The sequence below is a fragment of the Kamptonema formosum PCC 6407 genome (assembly GCF_000332155.1).
Lineage (GTDB): Bacteria > Cyanobacteriota > Cyanobacteriia > Cyanobacteriales > Microcoleaceae > Kamptonema > Kamptonema formosum.
Genome location: NZ_KB235899.1, coordinates 86,663 through 104,098, shown reverse-complemented (window position 1 = coordinate 104,098; position 17,436 = coordinate 86,663). Strand labels below are relative to the sequence as shown.

14 protein-coding genes and 1 pseudogene are annotated in these 17,436 nt (G+C 43.4%); 6 read left to right on the top strand and 9 right to left on the bottom strand.

The window, feature by feature from the left end; genetic code table 11:
* The 4 genes from mutL to OSCIL6407_RS0105000 all read left to right on the top strand — a co-directional run.
* Positions 1–1,088, top strand: a 1,088-nt coding sequence (gene mutL, locus OSCIL6407_RS0105015) for a DNA mismatch repair endonuclease MutL (protein WP_019486979.1), incomplete at its 5' end; no start/stop codon positions are given.
* Positions 1,089–1,211: 123 nt separating this feature from the next.
* Positions 1,212–2,036 (top strand): SirB1 family protein, encoded by an 825-nt coding sequence (locus OSCIL6407_RS0105010; protein ID WP_019486978.1) that lies wholly within the window; start codon positions 1,212–1,214, stop codon positions 2,034–2,036.
* A 251-nt stretch (positions 2,037–2,287) separates the two neighbouring features.
* Positions 2,288–2,938 carry an alpha/beta hydrolase gene (locus OSCIL6407_RS0105005; RefSeq protein WP_007354699.1) on the top strand — a complete coding sequence of 217 codons (651 nt, stop codon included), beginning with the start codon at positions 2,288–2,290 and terminating at the stop codon, positions 2,936–2,938.
* 324 nt (positions 2,939–3,262) lie between these two features.
* The gene (locus tag OSCIL6407_RS0105000; RefSeq protein ID WP_007354700.1) at positions 3,263–3,949 is read left to right on the top strand and encodes an alpha/beta hydrolase; all 687 of its coding nucleotides are present in this window, start codon (positions 3,263–3,265) and stop codon (positions 3,947–3,949) included.
* Positions 3,950–4,177: 228 nt separating this feature from the next.
* Here OSCIL6407_RS0105000 and OSCIL6407_RS0104995 read toward each other — a convergent pair whose 3' ends face one another.
* Positions 4,178–4,627 (bottom strand): SRPBCC family protein, encoded by a 450-nt coding sequence (locus OSCIL6407_RS0104995; protein WP_007357136.1) that lies wholly within the window; start codon positions 4,625–4,627, stop codon positions 4,178–4,180.
* A gap of 77 nt (positions 4,628–4,704) precedes the next feature.
* Here OSCIL6407_RS0104995 and OSCIL6407_RS0104990 point away from each other — a divergent pair, with 77 nt between their 5' ends.
* Positions 4,705–6,384 carry a mechanosensitive ion channel gene (locus OSCIL6407_RS0104990; RefSeq protein ID WP_007357135.1) on the top strand — a complete coding sequence of 560 codons (1,680 nt, stop codon included), beginning with the start codon at positions 4,705–4,707 and terminating at the stop codon, positions 6,382–6,384.
* A gap of 71 nt (positions 6,385–6,455) precedes the next feature.
* Here OSCIL6407_RS0104990 and OSCIL6407_RS0104985 read toward each other — a convergent pair whose 3' ends face one another.
* The 7 genes and pseudogenes from OSCIL6407_RS0104985 to OSCIL6407_RS37685 all read right to left on the bottom strand — a co-directional run bounded on the left by OSCIL6407_RS0104985 (position 6,456) and on the right by OSCIL6407_RS37685 (position 12,507).
* Positions 6,456–6,980 (bottom strand): serine O-acetyltransferase, encoded by a 525-nt coding sequence (locus tag OSCIL6407_RS0104985; RefSeq protein ID WP_007357134.1) that lies wholly within the window; start codon positions 6,978–6,980, stop codon positions 6,456–6,458.
* A gap of 369 nt (positions 6,981–7,349) precedes the next feature.
* Positions 7,350–8,447 carry a glycosyltransferase gene (locus OSCIL6407_RS0104980; protein ID WP_007357133.1) on the bottom strand — a complete coding sequence of 366 codons (1,098 nt, stop codon included), beginning with the start codon at positions 8,445–8,447 and terminating at the stop codon, positions 7,350–7,352.
* 7 nt (positions 8,448–8,454) lie between these two features.
* Positions 8,455–9,048 carry a serine O-acetyltransferase gene (locus tag OSCIL6407_RS0104975; RefSeq protein WP_007357132.1) on the bottom strand — a complete coding sequence of 198 codons (594 nt, stop codon included), beginning with the start codon at positions 9,046–9,048 and terminating at the stop codon, positions 8,455–8,457.
* A gap of 4 nt (positions 9,049–9,052) precedes the next feature.
* Positions 9,053–10,042 (bottom strand): glycosyltransferase family 2 protein, encoded by a 990-nt coding sequence (locus tag OSCIL6407_RS0104970; RefSeq protein WP_007357131.1) that lies wholly within the window; start codon positions 10,040–10,042, stop codon positions 9,053–9,055.
* A 26-nt stretch (positions 10,043–10,068) separates the two neighbouring features.
* A complete protein-coding gene (locus tag OSCIL6407_RS0104965; protein WP_007357130.1) occupies positions 10,069–11,664 on the bottom strand; it encodes a glycosyltransferase family 39 protein in 1,596 nt (531 codons plus the stop codon).
* Positions 11,665–11,966: 302 nt separating this feature from the next.
* Positions 11,967–12,227 (bottom strand): annotated as a pseudogene (locus OSCIL6407_RS32265) (transposase); the annotation flags it as partial.
* A gap of 157 nt (positions 12,228–12,384) precedes the next feature.
* Entirely contained in the window at positions 12,385–12,507 is a 123-nt protein-coding gene (locus OSCIL6407_RS37685) for a hypothetical protein (RefSeq protein ID WP_007357128.1), read from the bottom strand.
* 100 nt (positions 12,508–12,607) lie between these two features.
* Here OSCIL6407_RS37685 and OSCIL6407_RS33955 point away from each other — a divergent pair, with 100 nt between their 5' ends.
* The gene (locus OSCIL6407_RS33955; RefSeq protein ID WP_019486977.1) at positions 12,608–17,038 is read left to right on the top strand and encodes a beta strand repeat-containing protein; all 4,431 of its coding nucleotides are present in this window, start codon (positions 12,608–12,610) and stop codon (positions 17,036–17,038) included.
* Positions 17,039–17,258: 220 nt separating this feature from the next.
* Here the strand turns inward: OSCIL6407_RS33955 and OSCIL6407_RS37680 are convergent, their stop codons facing one another.
* A complete protein-coding gene (locus OSCIL6407_RS37680; protein WP_007354696.1) occupies positions 17,259–17,381 on the bottom strand; it encodes a hypothetical protein in 123 nt (40 codons plus the stop codon).
* Positions 17,382–17,436 lie beyond the last annotated feature (55 nt).

Here is a 17,436-nt window from a genome sequence, read left to right as displayed (position 1 = left end):
GGGGAGCATTACCAATTACCAATTACCAATTACCAATTACCAACTACCAATTACCAATTACCAACTACCAATTACCAATTACCAATTACCAATTACCTGCTCAATCTTTAGATTTAGTAATAGGTTTGCCGGATCGGTGTCATCGGCGGCGGGCGGATTGGGTTAAAGTTGCTGTGAATGGGCGGATTGTGCGATCGCCAGAATTAGAGCAAACTATTCTAACTGCATTTGGGCGGACTTGTCCGCGCGATCGCTACCCCATCTGTTTTATTCACTTCCAAATTGACCCAGAGCAAATAGACTGGAACCGCCACCCCGCTAAGGCAGAAATTTATCTCCATAACATGACTTACTGGCAAGAGCAGATTGGCGTTGCGATCGCACGAGCTTTGCAGCTTAACGCTGAGATTATGCCAGAAATGCCGCTACCTGAGCGAGTTGGTAAATTACTCAAAGCCTCTGAACCAAAGAGTGGTTATCATGTCAACCGTTCTATTCAACCGAATGCGGACGGCGAACCAGGGAAAAGTAGCAGCGATTTAGGATTGATGGAATTGAGAGCGATCGCTCAAGTCCACAATACCTACATTCTCGCCGAACATCCCAGCGGAATGTGGTTAGTAGAACAGCACATCGCCCACGAACGAGTTTTATACGAGCAGTTATGTTACGCTTGGCAATTAGTACCCTTAGAACCACCAGTGATTCTTAATCAATTATCGCCAACTCAGGTCGATAACTTGCAGCGATTGGGTTTAGAAATAGAACCATTTGGCGAGCAACTATGGGCAGCACGTAGTGCTCCAGCATTGTTAGCAAAACGAGATGATTGTCAAGATGCCCTGACAGAAATTAGTAAAGTTGGAGACTTGCAAACCGCTCAAGTAGCTACTGCTTGTCGCAGTGCAATTCGCAATGGCACTGCTCTAACTCTACAAGAAATGCAGACTTTATTAGATCGGTGGAAATCTACTCGCAATCCCCGCACTTGTCCACACGGACGACCAATATTTTTATCTTTAGAAGAGTCAGCATTAGCCCGTTTTTTCCGTCGTAACTGGGTAATTGGCAAAAGTCACGGGATTTAGCTAGTATTGAGGAATCTAACAACTGTTAACAGTTAACTATCAACTGTTAACTGGTATTTGGGGAAAAAGCCTCCCATTTTCTCTTCTTCCTTCTTCCCTCTTCCCTCTTCCTTCTTCCCTATGATGAACGAATCGCGATCGCGAAAACTTTTTGAGCAAGAAATCAACCATCTAGACCAGCAAATTAACCTAGCAAAAGCTGCCCTTTACATAGCCCAAGAAGAAGACTCAGACATCTATCCTGATGAATACCTCAACGCCCTCGACACAATGGCCGCTGAGGTCAAAGAACGGTTGCCACGACAACTTTATCCCCTGCGAATTATTCAAACCATAAACCGCTATCTCTACGAAGACTTAAAATTTAGCGGTAACACAGCCGATTACTACGATCCCCGCAATAGCTTTCTCAATCACGTCATCGACTCTCGAACAGGCATCCCGATTACATTATCTTTAGTTTATTTAGAAATAGCCCAACGAATTGACTTTCCCATGATTGGAATTGGAATGCCTGGACATTTTTTAATTCGCCCCGATTTCGAGGATGTAGGTATCTATGTCGATGCCTTCAATCAAGGAGAAATATTATTTCCAGAAGACTGTAAAAATCGACTTTCTCAAATTTATGGTCAACCAGTAGAATTGCAACCCGCATTTCTAGCACCAGTTAGCCGCAGGCAAATATTAGCGCGGATGTTAAGCAATCTTAAAGCTATTTATCTAAATCAAGGCGATCGAATTAGAGCCTTAGCCGCGATCGAGCGAATTCTACTGCTGTTTCCAGATGCAGCAGGTGAAAGGCGAGATCGGGGAATTCTCTATTATCAATTCGGTCGTTGGCAAGAATCCCGCCAAGACTTAGAAATGTATTTGACAAACATTCCCCACGCTGAGGACGCTGCGATCGTCCGCCAATTGTTGGAAAGGATGAGTCGCGATATATGACAGTTCAACAACTGGTTGAGGGGGGAATGCAGAAGGATGTTTTGTAAAGTTATATGGGGTGCAGTAGAAAAGTTCTAGAGCACTTACGCATTTCAAAGGTAGAATGATCGGAAGAGGGTGATTGTGCAAAGAGAGAAAAGTCGGTAAAATCAGGCTATCTCTGTACAACTCCCGGCGCGCCCTACTGATTTAACTTTTAGCGCCGGGTTGGTGGCAGAACTATTTTCACTCAATATCTAAGGGAGAAGCAAATGAAATTTCTGTTTGGACTAGGGTGGTTTCAGAGCGTTCGTAAACTATACCGTGTTGTCAGTAAGCGGATCTCAAAAAGTCTAGCCGTAGGAATGGCAGTTCTGTTAGCTGCAAGCGCTAGTTTGTTAGTTTTTAGCAGTAGTGCAGTTGCGATAGACGCAATTAAAGTTAAATACGGCGCGGTTGATGTATCGGTTACAATTCCTGAGCTTGTAACCTTTGCAAATACTGGTCAAGTTTCTAATCAATTGCGATCGCTTTTTCAAATTGCCAAAGCAACCCCAAATCAAATCAGCGGTTTTCGCGAAGTTTTGAGCAAAAAAGTGGATGTTGCTCCTAATGTATTGAATGATTTGCTTAACTCATATTACGGGAAACTGGCTCTCACCGAAGTTAGCAAATATCTGACTCCAGGTAGCAATTATGCGAAAATGGTAGACGATCTGAAAGCAACAGTGAATCTAGTCATTAAGGATGGTCAAATGTCCCTTTTAGAAGTGTTACAAGCCTATCAGGGTACTGATGCAGTTGTGATCGACGGCGAAAAAGTTGTCAACCTTTATAACCAGGCTGTTGTTGAGGGACAAAAAGTGCTAACCTTCTTACGAAACAGTCCAGAGGTGCAAAAAACAATTTGCAAAACTGCCTAAGCTTCAGAATATAGCAACCGCCAGGGCGGTTAGGGGCTAGGGAAAGAAAGGGAAGAGGAGAAGAGAGGAAGAGAGTTAATGGTTTGGGCCATAAGCGAGTGTCTTAAAAGCCTTGGCGGTTGCTATAAATTGGCAAGGCTCTAGAGCGATGATTAGCAGATAGCATGAACTCTGAAATCTATCTAAAGACTGGTTAAAATGGCTGAGACAATAGTTTTTTTAACTGGTATTTAAGGAACATTAGAGTACATCTTCTAGACATAAAGTAGGGAGATATCATCGCTCCAAGAAACTATCTTTGACTGTGTAGAGAGGCTTAAACGAATGAACTTTCGGTTTCAACTTGGATATTTTGAGGGTGTTCGCCTGAACTCCGCTCTTTTGGCAAAGGGAGTATCAAAGTCTTTATCCCTAAGTTTGGCGTTGTTGTTGGGAACAGGTGCAGCGCTGCTGAACAGCTCAAAAGCCTTTGCTGTTGAACAGATTACTGTCAAGTACGGTGCTCTTGATATCGCTTTACCGATGAGCGATTTACAGTCCTTCGCCCAAACTGGCAAACCCTCTTCTCAGTTGCAAAGCGTTCTGAATCTTGCTAAACAAGACCCTGAATCAGTCCGCAGTATGTTAACGCGAGAAGTAAGTCTAGATTCGCAATTAGTAACGCGACTTCTAAATACTTACTTTGGAGAAATTATGCTCAAACAGATGGCAGAAGTTGCTTATCCTCCTCTTGCTCGCGTTCAAGGTAGTTTGGCGTTGCGGGATGCTTTAGTTGCATCTGCTAGCGACAACAAGATATCGCTGATTGAAGTGTTGCAAAATTACACTCCTCAAGCGTTAGAAGTTGACGGTAATCAGGCTGTTGCTATCTATGAGCGAGTGATTAAAGATGCACAGGATTTGCAAGCTATCTATCAAAGTTCACCTGCTCTGCAAAATACAGCTCGGCAAGCCGCAGATACAGCTAAGCAAGTGATTTGTGAGCCGAGACAATCTGGTAGTACCAAGTAACAATCGTATCTCTATTATAGGACTTACGCAGGTCGTCCCAGAAACCGGGTTTTTGAGAGAATCTGTGGGTAACAACGAAATATTTTCGTAAAAAAACCCGGTTTCTTTGGTTGGGTGCGTAAGTCCTGAATTAGCAATTAGCAATTAGCAATTAGCAATTAACTATTAGCAATTAGCAATTAGCAATTAGCAATTAGCAATTAGCAATTAGCAATTAACAACTAGCAATTAGCCATTTTGTGCCTCTGCTACCCCTTTAAGGCGGCGTAATTGTGCTTGCATATCCCTCTGTGTCCAAGGGGCGGCAAAGCGGTTAAAGCCGAAGCGAATTAGGGGATTTGGGATCTCGAATTCAAAGCGGTTGAGCAGACGAGTAACTTTACCTTGGGGTTGACATTCCCAGCGATCGCGCCCCTGAAAAAATCCCTCAAACCCCCACACAATTAGACCTGGTTCTCGCTCCAAAACTATACTGTCTAAAGTGGGTTGCAAAATAGGAATTTGTATGATAAAGCGACTGCGGCTTCCTACATTTGTGTGCCAATTACCTACGGGTTCGCAGCGCAGAACTGGATTTAGCCATTTGTGCATTAAAACGTTATCAGTGATACATCGCTCCACCACTGTTACACTGGCGCTAATTTCTATTGATTGCTCAAAAACTTGACGATGTGACATATAACCTGCAAGCTAGATGCTATTAGTTGCAGTTTCGCATTTTTACTGGTCAAATCTGACGTTAACCTAATAAAAATATGAATGGAACTTGGCAAGAGATAACTCAGGGTACAAATATCCTCAAGCCTGTCCTATCGGGGCTAATTTTGGGGCAGCAAATGCCTGTTTTACCCAATCCTTTGAGGGTACTTCCCCCGGAATTTAACCCGATTATCGATCTGGCTTTGGCGATCGGGATTTTGGTGATTGGCTATGTAATAGCCCTAGTTGCAGAGTTTCTCACGAAAAAGCTGCTAGATAGCACTAATCTCGATAATCGCCTAGCTGGTTGGATTGGAGGGCAACAAGGGGGTACGGAGATGCCCCCAGTAGATAAGTGGATCGCCAGTACAGTATTCTGGCTGGTGATGATTTTTGCGTTGGTGGGCTTTTTAGATAAACTCCAGCTTACGGCGGCTTCTCAACCGCTGACTAGCTTGCTGAATCAGATTACTGTGTTTTTACCAAAGGTGTTGGGCGCTGCTGGGCTTTTGGCAGTTGCTTGGCTGCTGGCTACGATCTCGAAGCTGGTGGTGACGCGGGGGTTGCGGCTCTTTCGCTTGGATGAGCGCTTGAATCAACAGGTGGCGGGAACTCCAGCACAAAACCAGTTGGCTTTGAGCGAGACTTTGGGAAATGCTCTGTACTGGTTCATTTTTCTGCTGTTTTTGCCCTCAGTATTGAGCACTCTGGAGTTGGAGGGGACGCTGCAACCAGTGCAGCGATTGCTTGACGATATTCTGTCAATTTTGCCGAATGTGTTGGCGGCGCTGTTTATTGGGGCGACTGGCTGGCTGATCGCTCAGATTGTACGCCGAATTGTAACTAATTTGTTGGCGGCGACTGGGACTGATTTGTTGGGGGCGAGAGTTGGACTGACTCAATCGGTGGGAGGACAGACGCTTTCGTGGATTGTGGGGACGATTGTTTATGTCCTGATTTTAATTCCGACTGCGATCGCGGCCTTAAATGCGCTGAGAGTTGATGCGATTTCGGCTCCTGCGGTGTCGATGTTGACTCAGATTCTGAATGCGATTCCGCAGATTTTTACCGCTGGGGTAATTTTAGCGATCGCCTATTTCATCGGTCGTTTTGTTGCCGATTTGGTGGCTAATATTCTCACGGGAATTGGCTTCAACAATATTTTCTACTGGCTAGGTTTGCAATCGCGGCCTAATTTGACAGTCACACCGCCAACTGTGACTCCCTTAGATCCATACGCAACAGTAATCCAGCCGGAACCTGCGACGGCTATACCTTCGCGCACGCCTTCAGAAATTGCGGGTATTGTGGCGCTGGTGGGGATTATGCTGTTTGCGACGGTGACGGCTACGGATGTCCTCAACCTTGACGCTCTGACTTCGATTGTCAATCAGATTATCGTCATTTCTGGCAGAGTGTTGATTGGGCTTATAGTGTTTGCGATCGGTTTGTATTTGGCTAATTTGGCTTACAACTTGATTGCCAGTTCTGGCACTCGCCAAGCTCGACTTTTAGCTCAAACTGCTCGGATCAGCATTATTGCGCTAGTTTCAGCGATGGCGTTGCAACAGATGGGAATTGCTAGCAATATTGTGAATTTGGCTTTTGGGCTGTTGTTGGGTGCGATCGCAGTGGCGATCGCTCTGGCTTTTGGTTTAGGGAGCCGCGATATTGCTGCCGAACAGGTTCGGGAATGGCTAGCGGAGTTTAAAGAACAGAAACCGCCGCGATCGTAGTTAAAAATAATGGCGTTTGTTGTTGACAAGCGCCATTTTTTGGGTATTGGGAGGAAGGCGCGATCGCTATACTAATTAACATTCTCCCCAGAACTTGGCAAATTAATAATTTTCGCCGGCACTCCCACCGCCGTCGCTCCTGCCGGCACATCGCAAATAACTACAGCATTAGCACCAATTTTAGCATGATCGCCAATAGTCACAGCCCGAATAATTTTCGCTCCCGCACCGATATCAACATGGCCGCAAATTTTCACCCCTTCCACAATTGTCACCTGTTGTAAAATCAAGCAATTTGGGCCGATAAATGCCCCTGGATGAATCACGATCCCGTTGGGATGAAGGATAATTAATCCCCCTCCTAACTGGCAGTTTAAAGGAATATCTGCTCCAGTTACTACACTCCAAAATCTGTGCCAAAGCACATTCCAACGAGATAAAAAACCTCCAACAATTCCACCACGAACCTGCCACTTTTGATAATTGCGGATACATTTGAGTAATTGACGATTAGGTTCCCACCAACGGTCGCATTTTTCACGACTCCAATCGGGATCGGTAGCAGAAATAGTCTGAATATTAACTGATTCAACCATTGTTAGTTGTTAATTGTTAGTTGTTAATTGTTAGTTGTTAATTGTTAGTTGTTTACTGGTTGTCATTGCGTTGGCGTAGCCTGCGCGTAGCGCTTGACTAGGCGCAAGCAATCCCAAAACCTTCCCACAAAGTTACAATTCATAAGTTCTACCTTTAGTAACCTCAAGGCGAGCTCAATCTATTGCGAGCGTAGCGAAGCAATGACAACTGATACCAAATCCGGGTTTCCCACCCCGTTTATTCTCTTAGTCCGCGCAGGCGGACTTCGTTTGTATAGAAGCGGTTTTAACCGCCGATTCATAAAGGGGATAACTAACCCGGATTTGGTATAACAACTAACAACTGTACGGGCGAATGGCCATTCGCCCCTACCAACTAACAACTAACATTTGTGATAACTCTTCAGCAAGACGAACAGGTAAGGGAATCTTCAACTCTTCCAGCATACTTTTAATTCGCCACCGCCAATCATGGCGAGTCAAATTCTCGATATAATTTCGTTTGTGGATAGAATGAAGGCGCGGCTCATCCTGTAAAAGTTCTTCAATCAATTTTACACTCGCTTCCGGGTCATCTGGCAACTCAATAGTTGCATCTTCCCAATTTAACAACTCCTCAGCAGCAGGAGTAATCGGTCTTTTCCCAATAATTCCACATCCAGCAGCGCCACCTTCAAACCACCTCAGAGTCACAAAAGAATGAGGAAACTCGCGCATACCGGGATACAGGGTATCAAACGCCAAACATAATTTAGTTCTTCTTAAAATCTTAAATAATAACATCCTATCTTCCCGATCTCTACGCTCTTCATAGGGCATTTTAGGATAAACTTCTCCAGCTCTAGGTGTAGAACGGTAATAGATTCTACCCGAACCAGGCTGATTAAATTTATTATTAAAAGCAGTATGATATTGTTTGGGAATTCTGCCATAACTAATCAAATCAATCGGGCGGTTAACGTTACAAGAGCCATGAGTGAGAGCATCGACTCCAAAAGGTAAAGAAGATACTGGAATGCCGAAAGATTGTTTCAACCCCTCTATTAATTCCGGCATTGGTACAAATAAACGATCTAATTGACTTGTGTATTTTGGGTAAATATGAAAGCCCCAAGCATCGAAGATATAGGCAGCAACTACATCAAACTTATCTCTCCAATTAGAGATACTTGAGAGGGTAGCTAAATTAGCTCCGCACAAAGCAACTATTAGTAAAACATTCGGCTTCTTTATAGATTCGAGGGCTTCATCTGCTAGCTTATAGGAACCTGTGGTGCGGCGCACAACTTTATTGAGAAACTTAGATGTAATTTTCGGCTGTTGGTTTGCCCATTGTGCCCCTTGACTTTGAGTAGGAATTAGTAATTTTGCTCCACAACTTTCTACTAATATGTCTTCTAATTCAAACAAAGGATCGTAGCTAACACTAGAATATAAAGCGCGATCTGAGAGTAGATAAATATTCATAAGTATGTTAATTAATTTGACTTTCAGGATTGGTAGAATTCGTGGATTTGATAATTTTAGCAGGGATGCCGACTGCTGTTTTTCCAGAGGGAATATCTGATAAAACTACAGCGTTAGCGCCGATGTTAACATCATCGCCTAAAGTGACATCACCGAGAATTTTTGCACCCGCACCGATATTAACACGAGCGCCTAATTTAGGCGCATCTAAAGGACGATCTAAATAACGATTTCCCAGAGTTACGTCTTGGCGAATCACGCATTCATCACCAATAGAACAGTAACCGTGAATCACAATAGCACCTTGATGTTCTACAACTACGCGGCGGCCGAGTTTAACAGTATAGGGTAAATCAATACCGTAAGTATTGCGAATTTTGCGGTACATTGCTCGGTAAAGAATGCTCAAGGGAGCGCGAAGTAATTTAGGTTCAATACTCATTCTCCACACGCCGAAACGTTGAACTGCTACGGCTCGAAATCCTGGCTTAGTCCAATCGCAACCGTGAGCGATCCAGTCTTCTTTAATCTGTTCCCAAAGTCCCAAACTTGGGCTTTCTAGCTCGTTCACATTTGAGCTTAATTCCGGTTGGATTACCATAATTTTAATCTGTTCCTTTGAAGAATACGCTACCTTGCACGAAATCGCCTAGTAATTGCGGCGGATCTGTATTTGGTTTGCGCTGAATTAGGCGGCGCAATTGGAATACTAGAAAGCCAGAAAACCAGGAAATATCAGCGATCGCAGCGTATAGCCACCCGTAATTTTTGACAAAGTACCGTCGCCGAGAATCAAACCAATATTGAGGCCGACGCTTAGGAATAATTTTAGTATCTGTAACGCCTGAACTTTGCCCTACTAGGTGTACAACTCGACTTTCTGGTACATACCAGCAACTCCAACCAGACCTTTTAGCTTGTAGGCAAAAGTCCATTTCTTCATAATACATGAAATAGCCTTCATCCAGCAATCCAATGGTTTCAAATACTTCGCGGCGGACGATCATGCTTGCCCCAGCAACCCAATCAGTTTGACAGGTTTCTTGAGAAACGGGAGGGGACGCGCACCAAGAAGCTAATAATTTTGAAACCACACCTAAACGCAAACCATAATCAATTTCACTAGCAATAGTATGAAACCGAAAAGCTGACTTTTGTGGTGTGCCGTCTGGGTCTTCTAAACGACTGCCAGCAATGCCAACTTCGGGGTGAGATTCCATGAAATCAAGGAGAAATTTTAAGGCCCCTGGGCGCACAATTGTATCGGGGTTTAGGAGTAGAAAATAGGGAGGAGGAGCGGGCGAATGCAGGGTCGGATGAATCAGGGCATTATTGCCGAAAGCGTAGCCACCATTTCGTTCTAGCGGTACAAAAGATGCCCATTCACTCCAACCTTGAGTTTCAATTGCCTGGGCAATTATTTCTGCGGAACTATCGCCGGAGTTATTATCACCAATTACTACATGGGTTTGAGGTAAAGCAGAAATTTCGTCAACTAGCGAGTGCAAGCAGTCGATTGTTAAGGTAGGGGTTCGGTAGTTAAGAATAACAACTAGCAATTTAGTTGATTTTTCGGAATGATTTTGAGCGAACATAGATTAATCTTTGTGATTATTTCTTACTATTTTACTAGCCGCCACAGAGTGGGATTGTAAGCATTTCTGATCGAGTAACCTGTATCTACAGGCTGTAAACTATACTTTTTATCTAATTCGTCGCGTAGAGTTTGGGAAGAGTCGTAAATAAACACATCATTGAAACCATCGGCAATTTGAGGAATTTGGGGTTCAGCTACTAATTGAAACCGTACTTTGGGTTCTAGATAGTGACTAAGAGCCAAGGTTTTGACAAAATAAGCGTCACTAATTACAAGAGGTTCCTTAGCTTTGTTGATGACTTGAGCTAAATGATAATTAACATTACCTTCTGCTTTGCTCCACCAAAGTTCGGATTGGGAAAATACAGCACAAGAAAATATACCAATTGATATTAGCATAATCAAAGCAAACTGCCATATTTTTTGCAATTGGGGTGTGACTGAATCACTAAGTTTATGAGCGAAGAGGTAAGCAACTCCTAGCTGCATGGCTAAGTAAGATGGAAGTAGATATCGGGCTATAGTTGACTGAGCACCTCCGAGAATTAAATCTGGTACGATCAGAGCTAGCGCTGGTACTGCCATCGAAATAAAGATGAACAACCAAACTTGCTTGGGGCTATGGCGGTATAAGAAATAAATTGAATAGCAAACCAGGATAAAAATAATTAATACAACGGCGGTGTACGGAATAAAGTATATTGATGGGCTATCCTCGTTGAGGCTAAAGTCAGCAAAAAATAAACTAATGCCCCGAATCCAACTTTTAATTAAAGTAAAAATAGAGGTTGAAGTTGTTCCCCATCTCCCCTCGTTAGTTTTTTGAACATTAATAAGAGCGAAGATAATCCAAGGGATAAAAGCTATAACTCCTACTAGGGAGGCAATTAGGTAGCGAATTAAGGTTTTACTTAAACGAAATCCTTCTATTGCCAATATATAAATCCCGTGAGCAATGATAACTAAGGCAGAGAAGAGAAATGAGTAGATGCCGAAAATTATGGTGGCTGCATAAAGTACCCAACTATTAATATTTTGCAGGCGGATCGCTCGCAGTAGGGTAATATTAGAAAGTAAGATGGCTATTGTCCATAAACTGTAAGGTCGCGCTTCTTGAGCGTACACTAAATGAAATGGGGAGACGGCTAAAAGTGCGATCGCAATCCATCCTGTCAAAGGCGATTTGAAGAGTTCAATACACAGCCAATAAATGCAGGGGAAAGCTAGCAGGCTAGCGGCGGCTGAGAAACTCCGAGTCGCCGCGATGGAATTGCCAAATAGCTGCACCCAAAACCTGGTAAATACAAAATATAAAGGTGTAAGCTGAGGTTCTTTTACCGCTAGTCCTTTCATGGTGTCTGTGGCGGTTTTTTCGGGGCTAGGATACTGATATTTATGGAAGGTTTGAATATCTATTACGCGGCCGTCTAAAATTTGCTCGGTTACTTGGTTATCGCTATAGCCAGAAATTTGTAAGGATGTAGAAGTTTCATCAAACCAGTAGGCTTTGCTGTCGAGATTGGCAAATCTAAAAAATATCCCCAAAATTAAGATGGTGATGAGGATAAATCTTAGCCAAGTTGGAGGTAGCCACTCACTGGGAGTTAACTTGCTTTCCATTATGGGTATTTGTTAAGGTAGAGCTGCACTCTGAACTAAAAGGGGCAATTCGGTAATTAGGATTGAATTATCGCACGTTTTTGTAAAAATTGCCAGAGATTTTACTAAGTTTTATTAAAAGTTTATAGGATAAGAATTGCTGCGATCGCTTTGGCTGGGTTGTAGATGTGTGACAGTCTGTTGGTTGTTAGTTGTTAGTTGTTAGTTGTTGATTGTTAGCGATCGATTAAGCTAAACTGTTAAATCTTGAAACTGGATTAAGCGATTTAAAAGCTGAACAGCTTACTAAAAAAGTAATCTTCTATGGCTGTTTGAGAAGTATTATCAAGTTTTGCCATCACTCGATTTAGGCTAAATCTTCTTTTACCTTGTCCAAATTTGCCCTCAATTGCATTCCTAATTCTCTCATCTTCCCATGCTTGTTTCTTGGTTCCCTTGCTCACATTTGCTGGTGGCCTTCCTAACGGCGGTTCACTCATTCTAATTCCTCTTTCTTTACAACATGCTCGGTTTTCCCTGGTTCGATAAATGCGATCTGCATGGACTGATTCTGGGTAGTATCCTGTGTAATAGTTTACCTGGTGGAGATTGATATCCATTTCCCTATTTGTATACCCTAGATAAAACTCAAGTTTTAATACCGCGATCGCGATAAAATTGTATTAGTAGTTATGATTTAACCTAGCGTTCTCATCTTAAAGGTATATTCCCGAAGCATTTTCAGAAAAAGCTTTCAGCTATTTTGCGAAACAAATCTTTTGCATTTTGACTAGCACCACCAGGAATCAGCAAGTTATAAATATTATAGTGCAATAAATTAACGCACAGATTAACGAGATTCATATCGTTTCTGCTTGCATTGGCACAAAATATTTTGAGGATATCAGTACGAGAATGGCGATCGCGCACATAATTCTACAACCTGAATCGCTGAGGAGTAACTATGGCAACAGTTAGCGTCACAACCACCAACAACACGGTAGATGGAACTACTACCAGCATCGCGAACCTAATTGCCAGTCCCGGCGCTGACGGCAAAATCAGCTTGCCAGAGGCAATTGTGGCCGCCAATAACACTGCTGGTGCAGATGCGATCGATCTTACTGGAGTCAGCGGTACGATCGCCCTTGCTAGTACGCTAGACATTACCGATTCAGTCAGTATTAACGGCCCAGGGGCAACTAATTTAACCGTTAGCGGCAACAATGCCGTGCGGGTGTTCGATATTTCCGGTGCGGGGACGACAGTAAATATTGACAGTATGACTATTGCCAATGGTAGTAGCGTATTCGATGGCGGCGGCATTTTTGTAGCAACAGGCAGCACCCTGAATTTGAGTAATAGCACTGTCAGCGGCAATTCGGCTACTGGTGGTAGTACAAGGGGCGGTGGGATTTATAATCGAGGTGCGATCGCTCTGACTAACAGCACTGTCAGTGGCAATTCGGCTGAATACAGTGGTGGTGGGATCTCCAACCGCAGTGGCAGCACTGTCACCCTGACCAACAGCACTGTCAGCGGCAATTCGGCTGATGGTGGTGGCGGGATCTTGAACTTCAGCAGCAGAGTCACCTTGACCAACAGCACTGTCAGCGGCAATTCGGCTAAATACAACGGCGGCGGGATCTTCAATGTCAACAGCACTGTTACCCTGAGCAACAGCACTGTCAGCGGTAATTCGGCTAAATACAACGGCGGCGGGATTTGGAACGCCTTTTACAGCAGAGTGACCCTGAGCAACAGCACCGTCAGCGGCAATTCGGCTGGTAGCGGCGGCGGGATCTACAACTACCAAAGCACAGCCACCCTGAGCAACAGCACCGTCAGCGGCAATTCGGCTGATGGTGGTGGCGGGATCTTCAACCTCGACAGCACTGTTACCCTGAGTAATAGCACCATCAGCGGCAATTCCGCTAAATACGGCGGTGGCGCGATCTTCAACCTTGACACAGTGACTCTGAGTAATAGCACTATCAGCGGCAATTCCACTAACAGCGACGGCGGCGGGATCTTTAACCAAGGCGGCACAGCCACCCTGAGCAACAGCACCGTCAGCGGCAATTCCACTAACAGCGACGGCGGTGGGATCTACAATTGGAACGGCATAACCACCCTGACCAACAGTACGATCGCCAACAACACGGCTGACAGCAATAATGACGGCACTGGCGATAGTGGAGGAATCTTTAGTAGAGCTGGTGGCATTGTCAACGTCAAAAATACGATCGTGGCGGGTAACTTCGATACTCCTAGCAACGCTGGTTCAGGAACTATTAACCCAGATGTCTCAGGCACTTTCACCGACAACGGTAATAATCTAATTGGCATTAACCAAGGTAGCAGCAGCTTTGTCAATGGCACAAATGGCAATATCGTCGGCACTATCGGTACACCTATCAATCCCCAATTAGCATCCCTCGCCAACAACGGCGGACTTACTCAAACTCACGCCTTGCTTGCTACGAGTCTTGCCATTGATGCAGGCAATAATACTGGTGTAACTACTAGCGACCAACGTGGTTTACCCTTTACTAGAACCGTCAACAGTACAGTAGATATTGGAGCATTCGAGTATCGAAGTACCCCTCCCAATCTCGATTTAAGTGTTCTTAAAACCTCCCCCGCCACTGCAAACGCCGGCGACCCGATTACTTACACAATTACAGTTACAAATAACAGTACAACTGACACAATAGCTCACCTCAATCTCAGCGACACATTACCAACACAAATAATTAATTCCAGTTTTACAGTTTCGGCAGGTAATTACACCAATACAAATGGAGTTTGGGAAAACGTTAATCTAGCACCATTACAATCCGCAACATTGACAGTTAATGGAACAATTAATTCGGCAACACCAGTGGGAAATATTGTCACGAATACAGCAACAGTAAAACCTAATCCTATTCTTAGCGGATTAACAGCTTTAGGTATTACTGACTCAGTGACAACTAATGATTCTTCAACAGCCAACACGCTGATACAAGGTATTGTCAATTTATCAGTTAGTAGTAATGCAGGTACGGAAGCAGGTACAACTATAATTACCGTTACCGCCACCGCTTCTAGTGCCGTTTCTAGCAATGAAACTGTTGATTTAGGTGTTTCTGGAACTAATATTACTGCTGGAGATTACAACCTGGGTAATACTACTATTACTATTCCTAGCGGACAAACTACAGGTACTACCACCTTTACTGTTGTTGATGATGCTGTAGCAGAAGGTACAGAAACCGCGACATTAACTATTAGTAATCCGTCTGCAAATATTGCACTAGGCAGCACAACTACTCAAAATATTGCTATTACTGATAACGATACTGCCAATATTAACATCACTCAATCCAGTGGTAGCACAGATATTTCAGAAGGCGGTGCAACTGATAGTTATACAGTAGTATTAACCAGTCAACCCACATCCGATGTCACAATTAACATCAATCCTGACAGTCAAAGTACCAGTAGCGCAACTAGCTTAACATTCACTTCAGCTAATTGGAATGTACCACAGACAGTCACAGTCACAGCCGTAGATGATAACCTAGTTGAAGGCAATCATACTAGCACAATTAGTTACACAGCAACTAGCACTGATACTAATTATAATGCAATCGCCATTACCCCAGTAACAGCCAATATTACTGATAACGATACTGCCAATGTCAACATCACTCAATCGGCAGGTAGCACAAATATTTCAGAAGGAAGCACCACCGATAGTTACACAGTCGTATTAAACAGCCAACCCACCAGTGATGTCACAATTGCTATCAACCCGGATAGTCAAAGTACCAGTAGTTCTAGCAGTCTCACCTTCACTTCAGCTAACTGGAATGTACCACAGACAGTCACAGTCACAGCCGTAGATGATAACCTCGTTGAAGGCAATCATACTAGCACAATTAGTTACACAGCAACTAGCACTGATACTAATTATAATGCGATTGCTATTACCCCGATTACTGCTAATATTACTGATAACGATATCGCAACACCAACGCCAACACTCACGCCATCAGTAACGCCAACTCCATCAGTAACACCAACTCCATCGGTAACACTAACTCCAACTCCATCAGTAACACCAACTCCATCAGTAACACCAACGCCATCGGTAACTCCCACACCAACACCATCAGTAACACCGACACCAACGCCATCGGTAACACCGACACCAACGCCATCGGTAACACCGACACCAACGCCATCGGTAACACCAACGCCATCGGTAACTCCCACACCAACACCATCAGTAACACCGACACCAACGCCATCGGTAACACCGACACCAACGCCATCGGTAACACCAATTCCATCAGTAACACCGACACCAATACCATCAGTAACACCGACACCAACGCCATCGGTAACACCGACACCAACGCCATCGTTAACACCAATTCCATCAGTAACACCGACACCAATTCTATCGGTAACACCAACTCCCACACCAATAACTAACAACATCCCAGACGATAGCTGCATCTGTGAAAAAATTTCCTATCCCGACTTAAACCAACCCAACTCAGTTGAAAACCGTATATTTGGTATATCTAACCTTCAAATAGGTACGATAAAAAATGATGAGTTTTTAGGTGGCAATTCTGGCAATATCTTCGATGCTAAATCAGGGGATGATAATCTATATGGTGGCGACAGTATAGACATCCTTAACGGTAATTATGGCAATGACTTTATTAGTGGTGGCAAAGGTGATGACATCCTGTTAGGAGATGAAAATAATGATATTATTCTTGGCGATTATGGCGCTGATTTAATCTTCGGAGGGAAAAGTAATGACTTACTAAATGGCCGAGAAGATAATGACACCATTTTTGGTAATAGAAATGATGATTTTATCGACGGTGGCAAGGATAATGATGTTTTATATGGGGGCAAAGGTAATGATACAATTCTTGGCAGTGAAGGTAATGATAACATCTTTGGAAACTTAGAGTCTGATACCATCTGTGGCGGTGTAGGTAATGACTTCATTAGTGGGAATGAACAAGACGATCTTCTCGGAGGTTGTGAAGGAAATGATACAATTTACGGAGGTGAAAATAACGATACTATCACTGGTGGTAAAGGTGACGATATCCTTTATGGAGACTTGGGTAATGATAGTTTGATTGGCGGTAGCGGTAATGATATTTTTATCTTAAAAGCTGGTAGCGGATTTGATACTATCGGTGATTTTACCATTGGTCAAGACTTAATTGGATTAAGTGGTTTAAGTTTTAGTCAGTTAGATTTTACTGAGGATAATCGGGGAACAATTATTAAAAATCTGTTGACAGGGGATCAGTTAGCGATTATGATTGGGGTCGATAAAAGTGCGATTATATCAGCTAATTTTCTGTTGATTTAGTCAGAAAATAAAAGTGCAGTGGCGTAGTTTGGTATAGACATTGCTTTCGGTATTACTCATCTAGGGTAATAGTTTACCTGGTGGAGATTGATATCCATTTCCCTATTTGTATACCCTAGATAAAACTCAAGTTTTAATACCGCGATCGCGATAAAATTGTATTAGTGGTTATGATTTAACCTAGCGTTCTCATCTTAAAGGTATATTTCCCGAAGCATTTTCAGAAAAAGCTTTTAGCTATTTTGCGAAACAAATCTTTTGCATTTTGACTAGCACCACCAGGAATCAGCAAGTTATAAATATTATAGTGCAATAAATTAACGCACAGATTAACGAGATTCATATCGTTTCTGCTTGCATTGGCACAATATATTTTGAGGATATCAGTACGAGAATGG

What these genes read in the sequence shown, in the direction of transcription:
- OSCIL6407_RS0104965 (WP_007357130.1), bottom strand. Translation starts at nt 11,664, where the DNA reads ATGGAAAGCAAGTTAACTCCCAGTGAGTGGCTACCTCCAACTTGGCTA.
- OSCIL6407_RS0105000 (WP_007354700.1), top strand. Translation starts at nt 3,263, where the DNA reads ATGAACTTTCGGTTTCAACTTGGATATTTTGAGGGTGTTCGCCTGAAC.
- OSCIL6407_RS37680 (WP_007354696.1), bottom strand. Translation starts at nt 17,381, where the DNA reads ATGAATCTCGTTAATCTGTGCGTTAATTTATTGCACTATAATATTTAT.
- OSCIL6407_RS0104985 (WP_007357134.1), bottom strand. Translation starts at nt 6,980, where the DNA reads ATGGTTGAATCAGTTAATATTCAGACTATTTCTGCTACCGATCCCGAT.
- OSCIL6407_RS0104970 (WP_007357131.1), bottom strand. Translation starts at nt 10,042, where the DNA reads ATGTTCGCTCAAAATCATTCCGAAAAATCAACTAAATTGCTAGTTGTT.
- OSCIL6407_RS0105010 (WP_019486978.1), top strand. Translation starts at nt 1,212, where the DNA reads ATGAACGAATCGCGATCGCGAAAACTTTTTGAGCAAGAAATCAACCAT.
- OSCIL6407_RS0105005 (WP_007354699.1), top strand. Translation starts at nt 2,288, where the DNA reads ATGAAATTTCTGTTTGGACTAGGGTGGTTTCAGAGCGTTCGTAAACTA.
- OSCIL6407_RS0104975 (WP_007357132.1), bottom strand. Translation starts at nt 9,048, where the DNA reads ATGGTAATCCAACCGGAATTAAGCTCAAATGTGAACGAGCTAGAAAGC.
- OSCIL6407_RS0104995 (WP_007357136.1), bottom strand. Translation starts at nt 4,627, where the DNA reads ATGTCACATCGTCAAGTTTTTGAGCAATCAATAGAAATTAGCGCCAGT.
- OSCIL6407_RS37685 (WP_007357128.1), bottom strand. Translation starts at nt 12,507, where the DNA reads ATGAATCTCGTTAATCTGTGCGTTAATTTATTGCACTATAATATTTAT.
- OSCIL6407_RS0104980 (WP_007357133.1), bottom strand. Translation starts at nt 8,447, where the DNA reads ATGAATATTTATCTACTCTCAGATCGCGCTTTATATTCTAGTGTTAGC.
- OSCIL6407_RS33955 (WP_019486977.1), top strand. Translation starts at nt 12,608, where the DNA reads ATGGCAACAGTTAGCGTCACAACCACCAACAACACGGTAGATGGAACT.
- OSCIL6407_RS0104990 (WP_007357135.1), top strand. Translation starts at nt 4,705, where the DNA reads ATGAATGGAACTTGGCAAGAGATAACTCAGGGTACAAATATCCTCAAG.